Annotated in this window: 17 protein-coding genes; 10 read left to right on the top strand and 7 right to left on the bottom strand. The window is 44.1% G+C overall.

The window, feature by feature from the left end:
* Positions 1-49 precede the first annotated feature (49 nt).
* Positions 50-538 carry a T9SS type A sorting domain-containing protein gene (locus tag MLE17_RS11130; protein ID WP_243348876.1) on the bottom strand — a complete coding sequence of 163 codons (489 nt, stop codon included), beginning with the start codon at positions 536-538 and terminating at the stop codon, positions 50-52.
* Positions 539-1150: 612 nt separating this feature from the next.
* Here MLE17_RS11130 and MLE17_RS11125 point away from each other — a divergent pair.
* Positions 1151-1579, top strand: coding sequence for a DUF2231 domain-containing protein (locus MLE17_RS11125; RefSeq protein ID WP_243348875.1), 429 nt, complete (start codon positions 1151-1153; stop codon positions 1577-1579).
* A 39-nt stretch (positions 1580-1618) separates the two neighbouring features.
* Complete coding sequence (locus tag MLE17_RS11120; protein WP_243348874.1) at positions 1619-2230, top strand: rubrerythrin family protein; 612 nt, start codon at positions 1619-1621, stop codon at positions 2228-2230.
* Positions 2231-2261: 31 nt separating this feature from the next.
* On the opposite strand, the gene MLE17_RS11115 is transcribed toward MLE17_RS11120, so the two are convergent.
* The 5 genes from MLE17_RS11115 to MLE17_RS11095 form a co-directional block, all read right to left on the bottom strand.
* Positions 2262-2894, bottom strand: coding sequence for a hypothetical protein (locus tag MLE17_RS11115; RefSeq protein ID WP_243348873.1), 633 nt, complete (start codon positions 2892-2894; stop codon positions 2262-2264).
* A 13-nt stretch (positions 2895-2907) separates the two neighbouring features.
* Entirely contained in the window at positions 2908-4305 is a 1398-nt protein-coding gene (locus MLE17_RS11110; RefSeq protein ID WP_243348872.1) for an efflux transporter outer membrane subunit, read from the bottom strand.
* Positions 4306-4320: 15 nt separating this feature from the next.
* Positions 4321-7467, bottom strand: a complete 3147-nt coding sequence (locus MLE17_RS11105; protein ID WP_243348871.1) for an efflux RND transporter permease subunit — start codon at positions 7465-7467, stop codon at positions 4321-4323.
* 12 nt (positions 7468-7479) lie between these two features.
* The gene (locus MLE17_RS11100) at positions 7480-8574 is read right to left on the bottom strand and encodes an efflux RND transporter periplasmic adaptor subunit (RefSeq protein WP_243348870.1); all 1095 of its coding nucleotides are present in this window, start codon (positions 8572-8574) and stop codon (positions 7480-7482) included.
* Between the two features lie 205 nt (positions 8575-8779).
* Positions 8780-9097 (bottom strand): hypothetical protein, encoded by a 318-nt coding sequence (locus MLE17_RS11095; protein WP_243348869.1) that lies wholly within the window; start codon positions 9095-9097, stop codon positions 8780-8782.
* Positions 9098-9817: 720 nt separating this feature from the next.
* On the opposite strand from MLE17_RS11095, the gene MLE17_RS11090 reads away from it, so the two are divergent.
* Together MLE17_RS11090 and MLE17_RS11085 are read left to right on the top strand one after the other, a co-directional pair.
* A complete protein-coding gene (locus tag MLE17_RS11090) occupies positions 9818-10633 on the top strand; it encodes a hypothetical protein (protein ID WP_243348868.1) in 816 nt (271 codons plus the stop codon).
* 211 nt (positions 10634-10844) lie between these two features.
* A complete protein-coding gene (locus tag MLE17_RS11085; RefSeq protein ID WP_243348867.1) occupies positions 10845-11828 on the top strand; it encodes a glycoside hydrolase family 43 protein in 984 nt (327 codons plus the stop codon).
* 246 nt (positions 11829-12074) lie between these two features.
* Here the strand turns inward: MLE17_RS11085 and MLE17_RS11080 are convergent, their stop codons facing one another.
* Positions 12075-13577, bottom strand: coding sequence for an IMP dehydrogenase (locus MLE17_RS11080; RefSeq protein ID WP_243348866.1), 1503 nt, complete (start codon positions 13575-13577; stop codon positions 12075-12077).
* 327 nt (positions 13578-13904) lie between these two features.
* Between MLE17_RS11080 and MLE17_RS11075 the strand changes: the two genes are divergently transcribed.
* The 6 genes from MLE17_RS11075 to MLE17_RS11050 all read left to right on the top strand — a co-directional run bounded on the left by MLE17_RS11075 (position 13905) and on the right by MLE17_RS11050 (position 23034).
* A complete protein-coding gene (locus MLE17_RS11075) occupies positions 13905-15908 on the top strand; it encodes a peptidylprolyl isomerase (protein ID WP_243348865.1) in 2004 nt (667 codons plus the stop codon).
* A gap of 51 nt (positions 15909-15959) precedes the next feature.
* Positions 15960-16814 carry a hypothetical protein gene (locus tag MLE17_RS11070; RefSeq protein WP_243348864.1) on the top strand — a complete coding sequence of 285 codons (855 nt, stop codon included), beginning with the start codon at positions 15960-15962 and terminating at the stop codon, positions 16812-16814.
* 29 nt (positions 16815-16843) lie between these two features.
* Entirely contained in the window at positions 16844-18211 is a 1368-nt protein-coding gene (locus MLE17_RS11065) for a peptidylprolyl isomerase (protein ID WP_243348863.1), read from the top strand.
* A 13-nt stretch (positions 18212-18224) separates the two neighbouring features.
* Complete coding sequence (locus MLE17_RS11060) at positions 18225-19865, top strand: OstA-like protein (protein WP_243348862.1); 1641 nt, start codon at positions 18225-18227, stop codon at positions 19863-19865.
* A gap of 49 nt (positions 19866-19914) precedes the next feature.
* A complete protein-coding gene (gene mutL / locus MLE17_RS11055; RefSeq protein WP_243348861.1) occupies positions 19915-21852 on the top strand; it encodes a DNA mismatch repair endonuclease MutL in 1938 nt (645 codons plus the stop codon).
* Positions 21853-22485: 633 nt separating this feature from the next.
* A complete protein-coding gene (locus tag MLE17_RS11050) occupies positions 22486-23034 on the top strand; it encodes a helix-turn-helix domain-containing protein (protein ID WP_243348860.1) in 549 nt (182 codons plus the stop codon).
* Positions 23035-23097: the final 63 nt, after the last annotated feature.

Raw genomic sequence — 23097 nt, 5'->3', positions numbered from 1 at the left:
ACTCTGTTTTTTTGAGATTCGACAGAATCCTGCAACGATAATACCTGCATCATAACTTAATCAGTTTAGTCAGTTGATTATCAATCTTCACCAGATAAACCCCTCGTGCCAGAAAACTTAAGTCCAATGATTGCGTGGAATTGTAAATGCGACCTGAGAACAGCATAGCTCCATTCAGGTTAAAGATTGAAACCGAGGCTGATTCAACACCCTGATTCCGGAAATAGATCATCCCTTTTGTCGGATTTGGGTATAATACAAATTCATTTTGTTCATTTTTAGGAGTGGATGCTTCTGCTACAGTTTCAAAATAAATCTTCTGGATATCAGAATTGGCATATACCACATTTGACCCATTAAAAGTATTGATATACAGCATACTTGAAGAAAAGTTCATCCTGGAAATATTCCTGATTTTCAATGAATTTGTAATGCCACTCTTTAGCGCGACTACCATACCTCTCTCCTGCGATTTTACAGAACTGATAAAAAAAACCAGACACATGATAGTGCCGGCAAGAATTGTACTTCTTTTCATATCTCATTAATTATCTTTGTTTTGGCTACATTTGTAACTCTAAATAATATCATACTCTTTGATGAAATTTGCTCATGCTCGTTTCATATCTCTTAATTAAGTGTGTGCGCAACCTCTGTTGGCATTTGAATCTTCCAGAGCTTATATTTAAATATATTCTTCCTGGAAATACTTTACTGCTCGTTAAATAACTACCATAGACTCACAGTAGAGCATCTACCTTTAAGTTCACAGAGAAGATAAAAGCAGAAAATAATTTTACAAAATAACAGATATCCAATCAGATTAGCAATAATATTTAACTCAAAATGCGGATTCACCTTCATTTATACATTAAAGGCACAATATGATCCTTGGCATATTTATATACCAGGGAGCTTCGGAGAAGCTGATCAGTCTTCGTAAAAGAGCAGATACCGCGTTGCGTATCCAGGAATAACACACTATATATAAAACAATTGCACCTCTTTGATTTATCCTTTTATTATTATTTCCCAGAACGGGAATCAAACATTTCCAATTAGCAGTTGTTGTTTAAAATGATATCTCAAACAATACTTCAATTTACATGAAGCTCTTTATTCTTTGAAATTCACTCATTAATCTTAGCCTATGATACCATTAAGCCATTTGCATCCATTGTTGGTGCATTTCCCCGTCGCACTTGTTACAATCGGGTTTTTAGCTCAAATCGCATCTTTGATTTTCAAAAAAGAAGTTTGTTTATCAAACACTGCATTTTATCTTCTTGTATGTGGTACACTGGGAGCTTTAGCAGCCTGGCTGACTGGAGCATTATTCACCGGTGAAATGGCCGGATCAGCCGGTGAGATCAGAGAATATCATGAACACGCCGCAACTGTCACCCTACTTGTTTTATTAATCGCTTCAGCATTAAGTATCTCGATGAAAGTGAAAGGAAATTCAAGTATCAATATGCAACGGATGGTTATTGTATTATACGGTTTGGCTACCATTGCGGTGGGTATTACCGGCTTTTTGGGAGGAACATTAGTCTTTAATTATATGATGCCACTCTAAATTATCATTTTCTATTTATAAACCTAAATTATCGAAGCAATGAGAAACATTTTTGTATTAGCATTGATTAGCCTGATAGCTCTGACAGGATGTAAACAGGCCAAACCGGTAAAAACGATTGAGAACCTGAAAGCCGGTATTAAAGGTGAAACTACAGCCAGCGCTAAGTACGCCGCTTTTGCACAGAAGGCAAAAGAAGAAGGACATGATGCTGTTGCCAAACTTTTTGAAGCAGCCTCTAAGGCTGAATCTATCCATGCTGCCAACCATACCAAAGCATTGGAAGCATTAGGTGAAAAGATGGAAGCAATTAAGCCGGAGTTTGAAGTTAAATCAACTGCCGAAAATCTTCAGGCGGCTATTGAAGGTGAATCATATGAAACGACAACAATGTATCCTCAGTTCCTGAAAGACGCTCAGACTGAAAAGGCTGAGAAAGCAGAAAAATCATTTACATGGGCTTTTGATACAGAGAAAAAACATTTGGAGTTTTACAAAAGCGCTTTGAACGCGTTAAATGCCAAAACAGAAGCTCAGCTACCAGCCGGCTATGCCGTTTGTCCTGTTTGCGGTAATACGTATGATGCTGCCAAAGTGGATGAAAAATGCGCATTCTGTATGACCCCCAAAGAAAAGTTCTTGAAATTCTAAAGATATAAAAAAGGGAGCGATGCTCCCTTTTTTATTGTCTGATTATCGAATTCAATAACAGATTCACCTTAAACGTTTTTTGTTCGTAATCATATTCTGCCAGATCCTTTGTCTCTCTGATTGCCTCAGTCATTTTCCGGGAAAGAGTATTATTTTCCCGGGCTAATGCAATCAGTAAATTATCCTGATTCAGCGGTAATACCGGACTATCGGGTTGAAGGCTGAAAAAGAAGAACTTTTGAGGCTGGTACTTTGCATATCGGGGCAAACGATTATAGGGATTCTTCACCATACTATTTTGCACCTTCGAATAGATAGTAATTTGTCCTTTTTCCTCCAGAAGATATGCCTCACCGTTAAACAGCCGATACAACCCGCCTTTCGTTGTCTTTACTGCGTATATCTTCTCTTTGGATAACTTCTTCTTTTTTCCGTCTTTTACTATGGAAACGTAAGGTCGTATGATAAAACAATCAAAATTGAGCTTTTCACCCTTCGAAAAGTCCACCTGTATAGCAAGAGAGTCTTTCAGATAGTCATTAACCGAAAGGTAAATCCCACCCACATTCACATTGGACTGAGCCGGATTACCGGCAAAGGTAGCTGAGAATGGCGCAACAATAAGCGTCATTCCTATAAGGCCAATGGATTTTAATCGTTTCATAATGAACACGTTTTTAACGGCCTCCGCCCAGTGCCCGATAGAGGTCAATCAGGGTGAATAGACGTTCCTTGTGAATATTAACCAGTTCCATTTCTGCATCACGCACTATCTTTTGGGCATTGATAACCTCCAGGTAGGTGGCATAACCATAGGCATAGAGATTATGTGAAGTGTTAACTGCATTATCGAGCACTGCCAGCTCTTTGGCCATGTGCCCTTGTTCTTCATTCAGTAGCTTTAGTTTTGTAACAGCATCCTGCACTTCGGTTATTCCCTGACGGAGAACTTTTTCGTAAGCGATTAATGCCTGCTTCTGTTCCGCCATCCTGATTTTATAATTTCCACGGATTTGGTTTTGCTGGAAGATTGGCGCCACAAGTCCGTTTGTTATCCCCCAAACTAATGATGAGCTATTGAAAAGCAGATTTGTTTTTGCCGAGGCAAAACCGAGCATCGGATCGATGGTCAGGGACGGATAAAATGCCTTTCGGGCAGCCTGAACTTCAAAGCCTGCAGCTTGCAAGGCAAAAGAAGCCTCTGCAATATCTGGTCGCCGCTCCAGAAGCTGTACAGGAACTCCTGTTTTCAGTTCCGGCAAGAACGTTTGTTTGGTTATCTGACGGGAACGGATGATGGGTTGCGGTAAACGTCCGATCAACAGATTCAGGTAATTCTCTGTTCCTGAAACCATGCGTGCCAGATAACATTTTTGAGCACGGGAATTGATTAATTGCGCTTCAAATTGTTGTACGGCGAGGTCAGTGGCTTTACCGGCCTGCTTCTGCACCTTCACAATTTCCAGCGCCGTTGACTGAAGGCGGAGGTTCTTCTCCATCAGGGTAGCCTGTTCGTCATAGGCCATCAGCTCGTAATAGGCTTTGGCGACTTCGGCTACCAATTGCGTTTTTACAAACTGTGCACCGGCCTGAGAGGCAAGTAAACGGGCTTTCGATGCTTTCCGCGAGCTGTTTAGTTTACCCCAAATATCAACTTCCCACGAAGAGCGCAGGCTCAGCTGGAAATCGGTGTAAGCTTTCGACGGATTAGCCGTTGCCGGATTCGATACGTTGGCACTCTCTTTTAGAGTCGCTGAGCCTGCCTGAAGTTGCAGGTTGGGCAAAAGGGACATTCGGCTTGTCTGATAATATACACGCGCAATCTCAATCTGCTGGAGCGCCGATTGCAGGTTACTGTTTCTCACCAGAGCCATATCAATCAACCGGCAAAGATTTTCGTCTTTAAAGAATTCCTTCCAAGCCAAATCTCCCGAAGTAAGAGAATCTGCCGTTATCCCGCGAAAAGCCTGTGGCAGGGCAGAAGGAGCTACTTTAACCGCTTGAGGTGCTTTGCACGAGATAATCGTGCAAAGCGCCAAAGTCATTATGAATAGATTTATTGCTTTTATCTTCATGTTAATCTCTGATTATTATTGTTCCAATTCTTCATCCTCATCCTTCCTGCGGACAAGTCTGGCCTGCAATCCTGCGAAAATGACATACAATCCCGGAATGACCACCAGTCCGAAAATTGTACCAATCAACATTCCTCCTGCCGATGCCATACCGATGGAACGGTTACCCAAAGCACCCGCTCCGCTGGAAAAACAGAGAGGAATCAATCCGGCAACAAAGGCAAACGAAGTCATCAGGATTGGACGGAAGCGGGCTGTTGCTCCCAACTCTGCGGCTTCGAGAATGGAATAACCCTCTTTCTGCCGTTGCAGGGCAAATTCCACAATCAGGATGGCATTTTTCCCCAGCAATCCAATCAGCATAATCATTGCGACCTGGGCATAAATATTGTTTTCCAGTCCGGCCAGTTGCAGTGACAGATAGGAGCCAAATATTCCCATCGGCAGGGAGAGAATAACCACCAAAGGTAGCAGGAAGCTTTCGTACTGCGCCGCAAGCAGCAGATAAACGAATATCAGACAGATGATAAATACGAATATAGCCTGGTTTCCGGCAAGGATTTGTTCGCGTGTCATCCCTGACCAGCTGATGGTGTATCCCTTGGGCAGGACCTTTTGGGCAATCTTCTCTATTTCGCCAATCGCCTCGCTGCTGCTATAACCGGGAGCTGCATCGCCGGAAATCAAAGCAGAGGTGTACATATTGTAACGGGTCAGCTGTTCCGGTCCATAGACCCGTTCCAGCGATGCAAATGCCGAATAGGGAACCATTTCTCCGTTATTATTTTTCACATAAAGCTTCAGGATATCGTCAGGTGTTGCCCGATACTCTGGGAGGGCTTGCAGCATTACCCGGTACATCTGGCCGAAACGGATAAAGTTGGTCGTGTAATAACTACCCACCAGCGTTTGCAGGTTACTCATCGCGGCATCTACCGAAATACCTTTCTGTGCGGCTTTCTCATAGTCTATGTGAATCATATACTGCGGAAAGGATACGTCAAAGTTGGTAAATGCACTTCCGATAACCGGCGACTTTCTTAGCGAATCAATAAACATATTCGTGTTTGTCGCCGTTGTCTGGAGGTTTCCGATACCGGTTTTGTCCACCAATCGCAACTCGTATCCACTGGCGTTACCGAATCCCGGAACAGTTGGCGGTGGGAAGAACTCAATACTGGCATCGGTGATATTCTTTGTCTTTTCTTTCAACCGCCCGATTATATCATCTACTGACGCTTTTCGTTTTTCCCACGGTGAAAGGTTTATCATCGCCATTCCGTATGAAGAACCCGGAGCCTCACTGATGATGCTGTATCCCGACAGAATACTGACCGACTCAACTTCCGGAATCTGTTTGGCTGCAATTTCAACAGCATCCATCACCTTGTCTGTCCGCTCGATGGTAGAACCCGGAGGTGTTACTACATTGACGTAAATCACCCCCTGGTCTTCAGTCGGAATAAAGCCAGTGGGCAGAATCGCACTCAGTCCCCAGGTTCCCAGGAAGAAGAGTATCAGCGTACCGAAGATAATCATACGTCTGCCGGCAATCCGTCCGATTAATCGTCCGTACCAACGTTCAGTCAGGGTGTAGTTGACGTTAAACAGACGGAAGAAACGGGAAAACCGATCCTTCTTCTTATGCAGCGGTTCGTTGTGTTTCAGCAGGATGGCACAAAGCGCGGGCGTAAGAGTCAATGCCACGATTCCCGAGATCACAATGGCTATGGCCAGCGTAATCGAGAATTGCCTATAGAATACCCCGACAGGCCCCGAAAGGAAGGCGACCGGAACAAATACCGCCGTCATCACCAGCGTAATCGCGATAATCGCGTGGCTGATCTCCTTCATGGATTGGATGGTGGCATTTTTCGCATTCAACCCCTCTTCCTTCATTTTCACGTGGACAGCCTCGACCACCACGATGGCATTATCCACAACAATACCGATGGCCAGCACTAACGCAAACAAGGTAAGCAGATTGATGGAAAACCCGAATGCAAGCATAAACGCCAATGCACTAATCAAGGCAATGGGAACTGCAAGCGCGGCAATCAGGGTGGAACGGAAATCCTGCAAAAAGAGGAATACCACAATAAATACCAGGATAAAGGCCTCAAGCAATGTACGCATTACCGCACTGATAGATGCATCGAGGAAGCGGGAAACATCGTAGGCGTAATTATACTCAATATTAGGCGGGAATGAGGTTGCTTTCAACTCCTTCATCCGTTCTTTCACCGCTTTGATAACCTCCTGGGCATTGGAGCCCGGGCGCTGTTTCAGCATGATGGAAGCCGAGGGACGTCCGTTGGTTTTGGAAATCATTCCATAATCGAAGGTGCCGAATTCAATTTCAGCGACATCTTTCAGTTTCAATATCCGACCATTCTTGTCAGCACGCAGCACAATATTTTCATAATCTGACGGCTGATTGAATTTCCCCGTATATCGGAGGATGTATTGCAGGGACTGGTAGATTTTACCCGAACCTTCACCTGTTTTTCCCGGAGCCGCTTCTACGTTTTGCTTTTGCAAAGCTTGCACAACCTCATCTGATGAGATATTGTAAGCCAACAACCTTTCCGGTTTCAGCCAGACGCGCATGGAATATTCGCGGGCTCCCATGATATTGGCATATCCCACACCGTCAATCCGTTTCAGTTCGTTCAACACGTTGATGTCAGCGAAGTTGTAGATGAACTCCTCGTTTTGAGTGGAATCCGTACTGTAAATATTGAGGTAGAGCAGCATCGAGTTGACCTCTTTTTCCGTAACTACTCCGGCCTTGATAACTTCATCAGGCAATTCATCCAGTACTGTCGCCACACGGTTTTGTACATTTACCGCAGCAATATCCGGGTCAACGCCCACATTGAAAAAGACCTGAATCACGGTTGTTCCGTCATTACTCGACACCGAGGAGAGGTAAGTCATACCCGGCACTCCGTTGATTGCCCGTTCCAGCGGCGTGGCTACCGCCTTGGCACAAACATCGGCACTGGCACCGGTGTAGGAAGCCGTAACCACTACGGATGGCGGGGCAATATCGGGAAACTGGGTAATGGGCAAATTAAACAACGCCAGTACGCCCATCAGTGTCAGTATGATTGAGATGACAATCGACAGGACGGGACGTTTTATATATCTTTCAACCATAGTTTCTCTTGTTTAGAATTTCTTTACCGTTGGTTTGATCTTATCTCCGTCACGCAATATCTGTACTCCTTCCAGCACAATCCGGTCACCCGGATTCAGTCCCGATTGTACGATGTAGTCCAGTCCGTTGCGGTTGCCTAATACAATGCCCTGCATTTTCACCCGATTGTCTTTGCCGACAAGGAAAACGTAATTTTTATCCTGGATCTCCATTACCGCCTTTTGCGGAATCATCAGTACATTTTCCACATCGGTACTCAATTTGATTTTTCCCGAAGCCCCGTGCTTCAATAATTTTTCCGGATTGGAAAAGCGTGCACGAAAGGCGATAGCGCCCGTCGAACCTTCGATTTCACTGGCTACCGTTTCTACTTTTCCCTTGTATTTGTACATGGAACCATCCACCAGTTCGAGTTGTACATTATTCTCATCCGGAATAGAATCGCCTTTGCGTTTTGCCTTCAGATAACGCAGGTAATCGGTTTCTGATAAATTGAAATAGGCATAAATGCTCGAAATATCGGAAATGGAGGTCAGCAAATCGCCTTCATTGACCAGACTTCCCATCTTTAGCGGAATGCGGTTGATGACACCATCAAACGGAGCCGTAATGGTGCAATAGGTCATAAAGGCTTTTGCATTGTTGAGCGCTGCTTTAGCCTCCACAACAGCCGCTGCGGTCACCTGCTCTTTCGATTCAGCCAGGATCAGTTCCGATTTAGCGATGATATTTTTATCGACCAGCATTTTTACACGCTCCACCTCCAGCTTTGCCGCCTTATTTTCGGCAATGGCGCGCTGAAGCACTGATTTTGCCTTGGTAAACTCAGCAGTATATTCCGGCGAACTGAGCTTGAATAACGGTTGGCCTTTTCTTACTTCTACACCTTCGTCCACTAATATCTTTTCCAGGAATCCCTTGACGCGGGTCCGGAGTTCTACATTTCGGACCGCCTGTATATCGGCCACAATGTCATTGTTAAACACCGTATTCTTATAATCTACAGTGAATACAGGAATTTGCGGGATACTCTCCCCGCTCTCTTTCTTTTTGCTACACGCAAACAACACGGACAGTAAAACCGCCGATAGAAGCAATCGTCTCATATTTGTTTCTGATTAATAATTGTAGAAAGGATAGATGACCGGCTCTAACCTCTTTTACTTAAGGTTACCATGTAGCCTATAGCATAATCACTTATGCGGCTATTCCCAATATTGAATATTGGTGTAAGCCGGGGCAACAGCATCTGACCCATGACATTAATGGTCATGGGAAGCCGGTACTTTAACCGTAGTTTAAGTCTGAAAATTATACGTTGAAAAGAGAGACCTTAGGCGGAAGCCAAAGTGAAGAAACGTATTGGGGAGAATAGATAAAATCGTTCTGATTGAAATAGGTCAACGGAAGTGACGGAATATTGAGATTGGGATATACCGGGTCAAGGACAACCAACTCTCCGTGGTCAACTCCGATAGAAGATATATTGTTGGTTCCCTCGGGAAGTCCTTGCGCATGTTCGATATGAAACGAGTGACACTGGAAAAGCGTAGTCATACACTCTTCCAGACAGAAAAGAATAGTAAATGGGATTACTATCAGAATAAATATCTTCTTCAACTGTCTCATTCGGAGGCAAAATTACTCTAAATAGGAGAATTGAAAAACCGAATAAATTTGGATTTAAGTTAATAGAGTTAAAAGCTTTTTAGCTATATATTCAGAAAGAGGGAATGTAAAAAATCTAAGATTACTTCCGTTACATTATTGGCTGGTTAATATCCTTCCTTAAATTGATTTTGTTTTATGATTAAATCCCCGTAGTCAGTCTCCTGTCAATATCAGTATTAAGACATATAAAAACGTAATAAGCCGCTCAACGAATAGATTCACTTTCATTGTGAGCAAAATAAGTGATTCGTTTTACCTCACCGGAAGAATCACACGCATACACAGCACTCCTCCAGTTAATCATCAAAAAACTTCAGTTTAAACCATAATCGGATTTTCAATCCGACAGCAGACAATTCGCAAGTAAAACAACCGAACCAACTCCCCTCCATCTCCCCACCATAAACGCTTCATATTATAGTTTTAAAATAAGATATCACAGTAGTATTACAGTAATGTCACAGTAGTAACACAGTCATATTACAGTTTTATATAGTACTGTGATATGACTGTGACATTACTGTATCTTCAGTTAAACAATTATTTGTGAGAGGTGTTTAAACATATAATAGACCGTGCTTATGGTATATGGAGACTCTTGCGCAAATAAGCATGCATACGGAGTTGAAATACCGGGAATCATGATCTTTAAATATTCATGTTAAACAATTCAACACTATGGCAATAATAAAAGGAGCCTTCCAGATGGAGGGTAGTATCAGTGGGGTATCATTTTATTCCATGGCGGGCAGCGACAAAGTAATCATGCGTACGAAAGGTGGCCCCACCAAACGACGGATGAAAGAAGGAAAAGAGTTTGAGATGGTAAGGAGGCACCAGACGGAATGGGCTGCGTGCGTACTCTTCTCCAGGGGATTAAAATGGGCTATGGGCGACACCTACCGATTGGCAGACTACAACGTTTCTCCCGTATGGAACGGAATCGGCAAGAAGCTGATCAATCTGGATGAAGAGAGCACACTGGGTGAACGCCATTTGCGCCTTTCGGTCTATCGGGAGGCGATTGCCGGATTCAGCCTCAATAAAAACTACTCTTTCAATGCAGTGATGCGGGCTATCCCGACATTTGAGGTAGATAAGGAAAAACGTTCGGCAATTGTTCGTTTTCCACAAATCAACACCGGAAACGACCTGCTAAACGTGCAGAAACTCCCCTATTTTAGGTTAATTGTTGCCCTTGGGGTAGTTTCGGACATCCACTATCGTCCGGAAAATCCCCGCGACAAATACGAACCTGCGCTGAAAGATGCCAACGGTATCAGGCAATCCATAACCACTGAATGGTTTTCAGCCCATGACATTATCCTGGAACAAACCCTTGAAATTATGTTTAATGAAAGCATGCAAAAGTACAGATCAGATTACGACACTCTGCTGTTAAGTGTGGGAATAGAGTTTGGAACAACCGCATTCGGGGGAAAAATAGAGGGGGTGAAACGGGCCGGTTGTGCCAGGATTATGGCGGCATTATAGAAATGGCTAGTGAAGGCGGGACTTAAAGTCGCACCTTCACTAACGTACCCGGGTGGACAAATAACAAAATCAAGTGGACTTTCCTGTTTTTACTGTTGGATGAACGAATTTCATGTTATTTTTGAACTAATAGATAAGTGTATATATTACACTAATATTTTATATTTGCATCCAATGAATTATCACATAACACTTTAATCTCTTTTCCACCATGAGAAAATCCTTTTTTCTGATGGCAGCCTTAGTGCTGTCTGCTTTTCAATTGATTAATGCTCAAACCGTAACGAAAGACACCACCTTTCATGCCAATGGCAACCCCATCATCCGCCACAAATATACAGCCGACCCGGCTGCAATGGTCTATAAAGGCAAAGTATATCTCTATGCCGGCCACGATGTATGTCCTTCACCGCAGAACCGATATGTCATGAATGATTGGGCGGTATTCTCGTCCGATGATATGGTCAACTGGACCGAACATCCGACACCGTTGAAAACTTCCGACTTTAAATGGGCGAGTGGCGATGCCTGGGCTGGCCAGGTAATCGAACGTAACGGTAAGTTTTATTGGTATGTCGCTATTTCTCACGGAACAATTCATGGTAAAGCAATCGGTGTAGCGGTATCCGACAGTCCGACCGGTCCATTTACGGACGCCCGAGGGTCAGCGCTTATCACCAATGATATGACTACCAAATACACCAAAATATCCTGGGATGATATCGACCCGACTGTCATGATCGACAAAGACGGACAGGCTTATATGATCTGGGGAAATACGCAATGCTACTGCATCAAACTGAAAGAAAACATGATCGAGACCGAAGGTGAGATTATGCCTATCAATCTGCCACGCTATACTGAAGCTCCCTGGATCCACAAACGTGGCGACTGGTACTACCTCTCCTATGCGACTGAATTCCCCGAGAAGATCTGTTATGCAATGAGTAAAAAGATTACCGGTCCGTATGAATACAAAGGCATTCTGAATGAGCTGGCTGGTAACTCTAACACCAACCACCAGGCCATTATTGAGTTTAAAGGGAAATGGTATTTCATTTACCATAACGGGGGAATGGATGTAAACGGAGGAAGCTTTCGCCGTTCGGTATGTATCGATTATCTTAACTACAATCCCGATGGCACGATGAAACGGGTACAAATGACCACCGAAGGGGTGAAACCTGCAAAATAATCTTGATATAAAGACAGTAATAAGCCGCAAATCAGGGAATAGAGGGCCCTGTTTGCGGCTTTTTACATGATTTAATTCTGGATAATTGAGAGGATGTCGTAAAGCCATTTCTTTCATTGATCCCGCTTGCGGGATAAGAAGATAAAACCTAACAGGTTTTGAAAACCTGTTAGGTTTGGACTTTATAGAAATAAAAAAGGCTCCGGTAACCCCGAAGCCTTTTATTATTTTGAATCAACGAATCAATTATCCGTTGTTATGAGAGTCTTTTACCACTACGTCGTGTGCACCACCTTCTATGATACTGGTCGATGACACGAGAGTGATTTTAGCATTTTGCTTCAAATCATCCAGAGACATCACGCCACAACTGCTCATGGTTGATTTTATTTTACCCAGCGTGATCGCTAAGTTGTCTTTCAGTTTACCTGCGTAAGGCACGAAGCTGTCAACCCCTTCTTCGAATTTAAGGCCTTCACTGCCACCGGCATCGTAACGTTGCCAGTTACGGGCACGGTTTGAACCTTCGCCCCAGTACTCTTTCATGTAATTGCCGTTAACCATCAGTTTACGGGTAGGACTTTCATCGAAACGGGCAAAATAGCGTCCCATCATAATGAAATCGGCACCCATAGCCAAAGCCAGCACCATGTGATAGTCTTGTACAATACCACCGTCAGAACAGATAGGAATATACACCCCGGTTTTTCTGAAATATTCATCACGCGCCTCTGCCACTTCGATAATCGCTGTAGCCTGGCCACGACCGATACCTTTCTGCTCACGGGTAATACAGATAGAACCGCCACCTACACCCACTTTAATAAAGTCAGCACCAGCTTCTGCCAGGTAAAGGAATCCGTCACGGTCAACCACGTTACCGGCACCCACTCTTACCTGATCACCAAAAGTAGATTTGATATATTCGAGAGTCTCTTTCTGGTATTCAGAGAAACCATCTGAAGAGTCGATACACATAACATCGACACCGGCTTCAACCAGCTTCGGTACACGCTCTTTGTAGTCGCGGGTATTGATACCGGCGCCCACAAGCAATTTCATGTTGTCGTCTGACAGTTCGTTGGGATTTGCCTTGTGATTCTCGTAATCTTTACGGAAAACCAGGTATTTGAGGTTTTGATCTTTGTCAATAATAGGAAGGCAATTCAACTTATTATCCCAGATAATGTCGTTTGCGTCAGTAATTGAGATGCCCAGTTCACCGGTCACAAGTTTAGAAAACGGAGTCATAAACTCTTTTACCTTCTTATCCATGCTATCGCGGGTAATGCGGTAATCACGTCCGGTTACAATACCAAGCAGCTTTCCTTCTGATGTACCATCTTCTGTAATACCAATTGTACCATGACCGGATGCCGCTTTCAGTGCAATCACATCACGAAGGGTATGTTCGGGAGTCAGGTTGGCGTTGCTTACAACGAATCCGGCTTTGTAGGTTTTCACCTTACGCACCATTTCTGCCTGAGATTCGATGCTTTGTGATCCGAAAATAAAAGAAAGCCCCCCATTACGAGCCAGGGCAATGGCCATTTTGTGATCCGACACCGACTGCATGATAGCCGATACAAACGGAATATTGAGGGATATCGACGGAGCTTCGTCTTTTCTGAATTTGACAAGCGGAGTCTTCAGTGAAATATTTTCGAGCGTACAATCTTTGGTTGTAAGTCCCGGAATCAATAAGTATTCGCTGAATGTTCTGGAGATGTCATTTAAATACTGTGCCATACCTTATTCTTTTTTCGATAAAAATTGGGCAAAGATACTCAAAACCATCATAATGTCCAAAAATCAAGAGTAAACTGAGTTCATTTATCTTCAATCTTAATTAAAAACAGGGGAATCAGCCTTCTGAAGCCGCAAACAGTCATCTTCCCACCTCTTCCAACAACGCTACTTAGGCGTAAAGTTTTTACTCCGATAAAGAATATCACCAAAAAAGCCTAAATAAAATAGACCAAGTTGACGAATAGAACACTATATTTGCGCTCGCTTCGTTAGAATAGAGTATTTTATTTTTATCACGATTAACCGTCTAAAAATTGTTTTGATAGCATGAGAAGAAATTTGTTAGCACTCTCTTTGTCAATCGTTGCTTGTGGAGCAAGTGCGCAAACGAATGATCCGGTCATTATGAAGATTAATGGCAAAGAAATTAAAAAGTCTGAGTTTGAATACATTTACAATAAAAACAACTCCGCGACCTCCATGGACAAAAAATCACTGGATGAATACATGGTGTTGTTTAAAAACTTCAAACTTAAAGTAATCGAGGCCGAAAAACTGGGACTTGACACGACCAAATCATTTGTTAATGAACTATCCGGATACCGTCGCCAACTGGCACAGCCTTATCTGACTGACAAAAGTGCGGATGATAAGTTCGCCCGTGAAGCATACGAGAGGATGAAGGAAAATGTGGAAGTCAGCCATATCCTGATCAGACTACCCGAAAATCCTACTTCAGCAGACACGCTGGCAGCCTACAATAAGCTGATGGACATCCGCAAACAGCTTGTTCCTGCAGCATTTGTAAAAGGTGGAAAAGCGGCAAAACAACCTGTTATTGATAAAAATCTTTTCGCGAAACTGGCTGAAAAATATTCCGAAGATCCATCTAAAGCGGAAAACAAAGGCTATCTGGGATACATTTCATCATTTATGACGGTATACCCATTTGAACTGGCAGCATACAATACCTCTGTAGGGCAGGTAAGCAAACCCATCCGCACCGACTTTGGCTACCACCTGATATTGGTGCACAGCCGTCGTCAGGATCCGGGACAGGTACTTGTGGCTCACATCATGAAGGCCGTAAAACCGAAAAACGACTCCATCCCGGCAGACATTGCCGAGGCGGATGCAAAGAATGAGATTCAGGCTATCTATAACGAACTACGCAAGGGTGAGGACTTTAGCCGCGTGGCCAGCGTCAAATCAGACGACCGCGGATCGGCTGCAAAAGGCGGAGAGCTGCCCTGGTTTGGCATCAACCGCATGATTAAGGAATTTGAAAACACTGCATTTTCCCTGAAAAATAAAGGCGATATCTCCGAGCCGTTTAAGACCCGCTTCGGCTGGCACATCGTTAAGCTCCTTGACAAAAAAGGACTCGAGCCATTTGAAGACAAGAAAGCCGAGATCGTGCGCATGTTTATGCGTGACCAACGAGCCGAGGGTGGCAAAGATATGATGATCGCCAGACTAAAAAAAGAGTACAACCTGACAGAAGATGCCGCGGCACTAAACGAGATGATCGCACTTGCTGACAAAGCGGGATTCCCTTCTGATTCAGCCTATCAGTTAGCAGCTGCAGAACTGACAAAACCGGTCTTCAAAGTTGACGGTAAAGCATTTACCCAGAAAGAGTTTGCCGCAACATTAAAAGGAAGAAGCAGTGAAAATAAAAAATCGGCTGCTGACTTTATCCGCAACAATTACAAAGAATACGTTGACAACTCTGTATTGAGCTACGAAGACAGCAAACTGGAATCCAAATATCCGGAATTCCGCAACCTTATGCAAGAATACCACGATGGTATGCTGTTGTTTGAAATCAGCAATCGTGAAGTTTGGGACAAAGCATCCAAAGACAACGATGGCCTCAAAAAATATTTTGAACAAAACAAAGCCAACTACAACTGGAACGCACCGAAATATAAAGGGCTGATCGTCTATTGCAAAGACAAAGAGACTATAAAGAGAGCGCAGTCGATCATCAAAAAAACAGGTTCTGACTCAGTAGTTTACGTACTACGCAAAGCGTTGAACGACTCTGTCACCCGTGTAAAAGTTGAAAAAGGACTTTTCGCAAAAGGTGAAAACAAAGTGGTGGACGCCAAAGCATTCAAAGGAGCCGAGTACATTCCTGACAGCCAGTACCCATATTACTTCACCGTGGGAAAAGTGTTAACAAAAGGCCCGGAAGAGTACGCTGACGTTCGCGGCCTGGTAACCGCCGATTACCAGAATTACCTGGAAGAAAAATGGATTAAAGGCCTGAATGATAAGTACAAAGTAGAGATAAACGAGGCGGTCTTAAAAACGGTTAAACAGTAGAGATTGCCGTAAAATCATTCTATCTTTACCCCAACAATTAACTAAGACCGGATGAATAAATTACTGGTTGGAATGTTAGCTTGTATTTTCCTTTTACCTGCCTGCAAAAAAGAAACCTCTTCTCCCGAGAAAGAGGTTTTGGCTGAGGTAAAGGGAAAATACTTGTTTATGAGCGATCTTAAAAACGCACTACCCGAAGGGATATCTCCAAAGGACAGCGCATTGTTTGCCCGTAGCTTTATCGAAAGCTGGGTGACCGATCAGCTTGTTTATAACATCGCCAGCAAAAACATTCCCGACAAAGAGAAGATTGACCAAATGGTGGAGGAATACCGCCGTCAGTTAATCACTTCGGAATATCAGCGATACCTGATCGACGAGAAACTCAGTAAAGAGATATCGGACGAAGAGGTACAATCCTATTACGACAATCATGCCGATGAGCTGAAACTGAAAAGCGGGCTGATAAAGGGAATATTCGTAAAAGTCCCGCTCAATGCACCTCAACGCGGCCAACTGCGTAGCTGGATGGCTCTCCATAACGATGACGATATGGATAAAATCGGGAAATACGCTATCCAGCATGCCGCTGACTACGACTATTTCGCTGAAAAGTGGACCGATTTGAATACCGCTTTGTCTAAAATGCCAGGAAATTACAGTAATTTCGCTCCTCAGATCAGGGCTAAACGGGTAGTGGAAGTAAAAGACAGCGTTTTCTACTATATGCTGGCGGTCAGTGAATTTGCTCCTGCCGGAAGCAAATACCCCGAAGACTACGCCCGTGAAGAGATCCGGAACCAGCTTATTGCTCAACGAAAAACCAGCTATTTGCAACAGTTCAGGCATGATCTTCTCAAAAAAGCGATGGATAAAAAAGAGGCCGTTGTATTTACTCACAAATAATCAACTTTTCGAAGCAAAGAAATTCATACATGTATAAATCAATCCGAACTCTCAGCCTGTTTGCCGCCACTCTGCTGGTGGGGTACTCTGCATTAGCGCAGGACAACGTTATTGACGAAGTCATTTGGGTAGTAGGCGATGAAGCCATCCTCAAATCCCAGGTAGAAGAACAGCGAATAAGCATGACGGCTGCTGGTGAAAAAATCAACGGCGATCCTTATTGCACCATCCCGGAGCAAATAGCATTACAAAAACTTTTCCTTCACCAGGCAAACCTCGACAGTATTGTAGTTCCTGAAACAAGCATACTACAGCAGGTGGATGCAGAGTTAAACTACTACATCTCGCAAATCGGCTCTAAAGAGAAACTGGAAGAATATTTCAACAAGTCATACAACGAAATCCGGGAGGTAAAAAAAGACCAGGTTCGTGACAGAGAAACGATAAAACAGGTCCAGAAGAAGATTGTGGGAACGATCAAGGTAACCCCGTCAGATGTTCGCCGCTACTTTGAAACCGTACCGAAAGACAGCGTACCGTTTATCCCAACCCGGGTAGAGGCGCAAATCGTGGTACTTGAGCCCCGCATTCCCCAAAAGGAGATTGATGCCGTTAAAGACCGTCTGCGTGATTATGCTGACCGCGTAAACAAAGGCGAATCAGAATTCTCGACTTTAGCCGTACTTTACTCTGAAGATGCGGAATCAGCCAAACACGGAGGAGAACTGGGCTTTATGGGAAAAGGCCAATTGGTTCCCGAATTTGCCAACGTCGCTTTTAACCTTCAAGATCCGAAAAAAGTTTCCAAAGTAGTGGAAACGGAATATGGATTTCACATCATCCAACTGATTGAAAAACGTGGTGACCGCGTCAACTGCCGCCACATTCTATTAAAACCAAAAGTGGAAGAGAGTGCAATCAAGGAAGCGTTACTACGTCTGGACTCCATCTCCAACGATTTAAAGAATAAAAAATTCACTTTCGACGAAGCGGCCCAGTTTATTTCTATGGATAAAGACACCCGAAACAACAACGGTCTGATGCTCTTTAATGATCCAAATACCTATAGCAGTACTTCCCGTTTTGAAATGCAGCAATTACCTCCGGAAGTGGCGCGCGTAATCGAAGACATGAACGTGGGCGATATCTCCAAACCATTCCGTATGATCAACAAAAACAACAAAGAGGTCTGCGCTATCGTAAAGCTCAAAAGCCGTGTGGAAGGACATAAAGCAAATGCCAGCGAAGACTATCAAGCATTGAAGCAAATGGTAGAGGAGAAAAAAAGAAACGAGATTATTCAAAGCTGGATTAAAAAGAAGATTACTGACACCTACATCAGAATTAAACCGGAATACAATAAATGTAAGTACCAGTACTCCGGCTGGGTGAAGTAAGTAATTGAATGATATGACAAGAAAATTCCATAACTATCTATACAACAGGCATAAAATACTAACAGGCAGTATTTTATGCCTGTTTGCAGTTTGCATAGTAGCGCAAACGAACAAAAATAAGCCCAGTACACTGCCCACAAAACCGATTATTCACCGGAAAGGGACAAAGGTAAATCTTGAATACGCCAGTGTTCTTGAATACGACAAATTCAGAGGCGCTGACTACCAGTTGCTACATGATTCTGTCCGCTTTCGCCAGGATCACATGTACATGTATTGCGACAGCGCCAAGTTTTTTGACAAAACCAACTCGCTGGAAGCTTTCGGTAATGTAAAAATGCAGCAGGGAGACACATTGTTTGTGTACAGTGATTATCTCTATTACGATGGGAATACACAATTGGCCAAACTGAGGTATAACGTGAAAATGGAAAACCGAAGCGTTACCCTGTTGACAGACAGCCTGAACTTTGACCGCAGGCTTAATATCGGGTACTTCTTCAACGGCGGTGTCCTATCGGATATGCAGTCTTCTAATGTGCTCACCTCTGTCTATGGACAATATTCACCGGCAACCAAGATTGCAGACTTCCGCTACAACGTGAAGCTTGTCAACGATAAGATGACCATCTATTCCGACACCCTGCACTACAATACCGCGACAAAAGTGGCCAACATTGCAGGTCCATCGACGATCTTATCTGACCAAAATACCATTTACACCGATAAAGGCTGGTACAATACGCTGAAAGAAAACTCAATGCTATTCAACCGTTCCTTACTGGTCACCAAAGGGAAAACGCTGACCGGCGATACCCTGTGCTATAACCGCAAAAAAGGAATCGGCGAGGCATTCGGCTACATGCACCTGAAAGACTCGGTCAATAAGGCTGACCTTTACGGTAATTACGGTTATTATAACGAACAGACCAAGAAAGCTTTCTCAACCAAACTGGCCTGGGCAAGGGAATATTCACGTCCGGATACCATGTTCATCAGTGCTGACACGCTGATGGCAACCGAGCCGGATACTACCTACCGTATGTTGTTTGGTTTTCACCGGGTGCGCTTCTTCAGCAAAGACTCACAGGGGGTATCTGATTCGTTGCAGTATTCATCCAAGGACTCGATACTACACCTTTACCGCGACCCTGTATTGTGGAATGCCAACTACCAGCTGGCGGGCGATACCATTCATGCCTACATGAATGACAGCACCATTAAGATGGCATTGGTAAAAGGATATTCTCTCGCAATCGAACAACTGGATAGCATCAAAGGATTTTACAACCAGCTATCCGGAAAATCACTGAGGGCCGATTTTGAGCACGGAGATATCCGAAAGGTGGATGTCAGCGGAAATGTGGAAACCATCTTTTACCCGTTAGATAAAGACAGCACCATGATCGGGTTAAACCATTCCGAGAGTAGTTACCTGACGATGTGGCTGCTTAACCGTAAACTGGAACGGCTTAAAATGTGGCCTACCGTAACCGGCAGCATGACTCCGGAAGAGGCTATTAAACAAAACCAGAAGCAACTGAAGAACTTCAGGTGGTACAGCCAGACACGCCCCCGTTCCCCTATGGATATTTTCAGGCATAAGAATACGAAGATTGAACCTGTGAAACGCATCCAACGACGGAGCAGGTAAATGTCAAAGATCCGATTCAAGTTTTTTACTGCATTTATTTGTCAAAAGAATGAGCGATATCATACATCTTCTCCCCGACTCGGTGGCCAACCAGATTGCCGCCGGAGAGGTTATCCAGCGCCCGGCTTCTGTGGTAAAGGAGCTGGTGGAAAACGCACTGGATGCGAGAGCGACAGAGATACAACTAATCATCAAGGATGCCGGTCGTACCCTGATTCAGGTAATCGACAACGGCAAGGGCATGTCAGCAACTGATGCACGCCTGGCTTTTGAACGACACGCCACGTCAAAAATAGCATCGGCTGACGACCTCTTTGCCCTACAGACCATGGGCTTCCGCGGAGAAGCTTTGGCGTCTATTGCCGCCATCGCACAGGTGGAGCTCAAGACCCGCCGTTATGATGACGAAGTGGGCACTCAAATCCTCATCACCGGTTCGGCAGTGGAAGAGCAAAATGCTGTCTCCTGCTCCACCGGCTGTAATTTTTCCGTAAAAAATATATTCTTCAATGTCCCGGCCCGCCGTAAATTCCTGAAATCAAATCAGGTGGAATGGAACAACATCCTGACCGAATTTGAGCGGATTGCATTGGTATATCCCGAAATTACGTTCAAGGTATTCCATAACGACGCGTTAACGCTAAGCCTTAACCAGTCCGGACTGCGTCAACGCATCATCGGGTTGATGGGCAAAAACCTCAACAACCACCTTATTCCGGTTGATGTGGAAACCTCTGTGATTTCCATTACCGGATTTATCGGCAAGCCCGAATCGGCAAAAAAACGGGGAGCACAGCAGTTCTTTTTTGTCAATGGCCGCTACATGCGTCACCCCTATTTTCATAAAGCGGTAATGCACTGCTACGAACAACTGCTTCCCTCCGGCGAAATGCCGCCCTATTTTCTCTATTTTCAGGTCGATCCATCGTCGATTGACGTGAACATCCATCCGACAAAGACTGAGATTAAATTTGAAAACGAGCAGCCCATCTGGCAGATTATCACGGCAGCAGTCAAAGAGGCATTGGGTAAATTCAATGCCGTACCGTCGATTGACTTCGACACGGTAGATGCTCCGGAAATACCGGTATTTGCTCCGACTCCGTCATTCGATCATCCCGAGCCGCCGAAGGTACATTTTAACCACGACTATAATCCGTTTAAGCAAACCTCTCAGCCCCGTAACCCGATGAGCAAAATGCCGTCGGCAGGCAATTGGGAAAAGCTCTATCAGGATTTTGAAATGGGGAGTCACGCTTCGAAGATCAACAGTAATCCGGTTCCCAACTTTGATTTCGGTTCCGACCCCGAGGAGGAAGAGCCCCAGCCTTTTGCATCACCGGAGACCTATATTCCTTCGGCCATGCCGGAAGCTGTACCCGAACCGATATTCACCCAACCGGCTGTAAACATACCGGTAGAGACAGCCCGTCAGTTGATGCAGATAAAAGGACGTTACATCCTTACCTCTGCCAGGTCGGGGTTGATGGTAATTGATCAACGTAGGGCTCACATCCGGGTATTGTTTGACCAATATCTCGAAAATATAGGCAAAGGCCATGCGCCATCACAAGGCGTACTTTTCCCGGAGATGATTCAGTTGAGCGTTTCGGAAACGGCGATGATGCCGCTTTTAAGCGAAGACCTGCATTTGCTGGGATTCGAGATTGGAGATCTGGGGAACGGCACCTACTCGGTCAATGCCATTCCATCCAGTCTGGAAGGTAAAGATATCCCACAGTTACTCCACAACATCCTGTATAACGCGATTGAAAAAGGGTGCGACCTAAAAGAAGAGATCCACAGCATGGTATCGCTTACCATGGCTGAAGCGGCAGCCATTAACTACGGAAAACCGTTAAACGAGGCAGAGATGCAAAACCTCATCGACCAGCTCTTCGCTTGTCCGTCACATGCCATCACTCCGGACGGAAAAACGATTATGACGATCCTGAGCAATGACGAGCTGGATAAAAGATTTAAGTAAATGCTAACCCAACGAATAACGCCGTTGGCTCATGCAAATCATAATAGGAAAGACTGCTTCATATAAGATGCAGTCTTTTTTGTTCTAACTTTATTACGAATAGTGTGGGAATTCTATTCATTAGGAAAATATTTTCCTAAGCTTCGTGTAATTATTCAGTAAAACAGAATATATCAAAATAGTAAGCCACGAATAAACGAATGAATACTGAGAGGCAAACTTCTCAAGTCTTGAAGAAATAAAGGCCAAATAACACTAATGCTTTTCCGAATCCGGAAAAGAGAAAAATACTTTTATATTCGTGCATTCGTGGCTTAAATTTTGTGTTCATAGAAAACTACACACATATAACGATATCGAGCTTTTGTTTTTTGGAAAACAGACTTAAACTCGGCTGCTCAAAAAATATGGGTTTGTGCATTCTTTCCACGATTCGTTTAAAATTAAGGCTGAATTTGCGATTAATCCCCGTTTTCTCCCGATGCGTTCAATTTTTCTGTTAATTTTGGAATCGCTTGCATCGGAGCAAATGACAGGTATTCATTCGGGTTCGACTTTTCCGCATGATGCTCCGTAAAGCACACTTTTCTGAGTTGGCATTCTTGATAGTTGATATATTTAAAACATAATATTATGGAAGAGCATATCAGGGAAATTGCACTTCGGCTGAAAGGACTTCGTGAGGTGCTGGAAATTTCGGTGGCAGAAATCGCTTCCGTTTGTGGGATTAATGACGATGAATACCAGGAGCTGGAATCCGGGGAACATGATATCCCGATTGGCATTCTGCACCGCATTTGTCACAATTACAATGTGGAACTCTCCGCCATGCTGTTTGGAGATGAACCGCGCATGTCATCGTATTACCTGACCCGTAAAGGGCACGGGCCTTCAGTGGAACGGTCACAGCATTATAAATACCAGTCTCTGGCGGCAGGATTCGCCAGCCGGAAAGCGGATCCGTTTATTGTAACCGTAGAGCCCAACGAAGAACCGGTACACCTTAATGCCCATGCCGGACAGGAATTTGACATGGTACTCGAAGGGACTTTACTCATCTCCATCGGAGGTAAAGAGCTCATTCTGGATGAAGGAGACAGCATCTATTTCGATGCAGCACGCCCGCATGGGATGAAGGCGTTGAATGAAAAACCGGTTAGGTTTCTGGCAATAATTCTTTGAGAATGAATAATGAAAAATGAAAAGTGAAGCATAAGGTGTTCGTTGAAAGAATGGACTCACTCC

The organism is Parabacteroides sp. FAFU027, assembly GCF_022808675.1.
Taxonomy (GTDB): domain Bacteria; phylum Bacteroidota; class Bacteroidia; order Bacteroidales; family UBA7332; genus CAXXIC01.
This window is presented reverse-complemented; position numbering and strand designations above follow the sequence as displayed.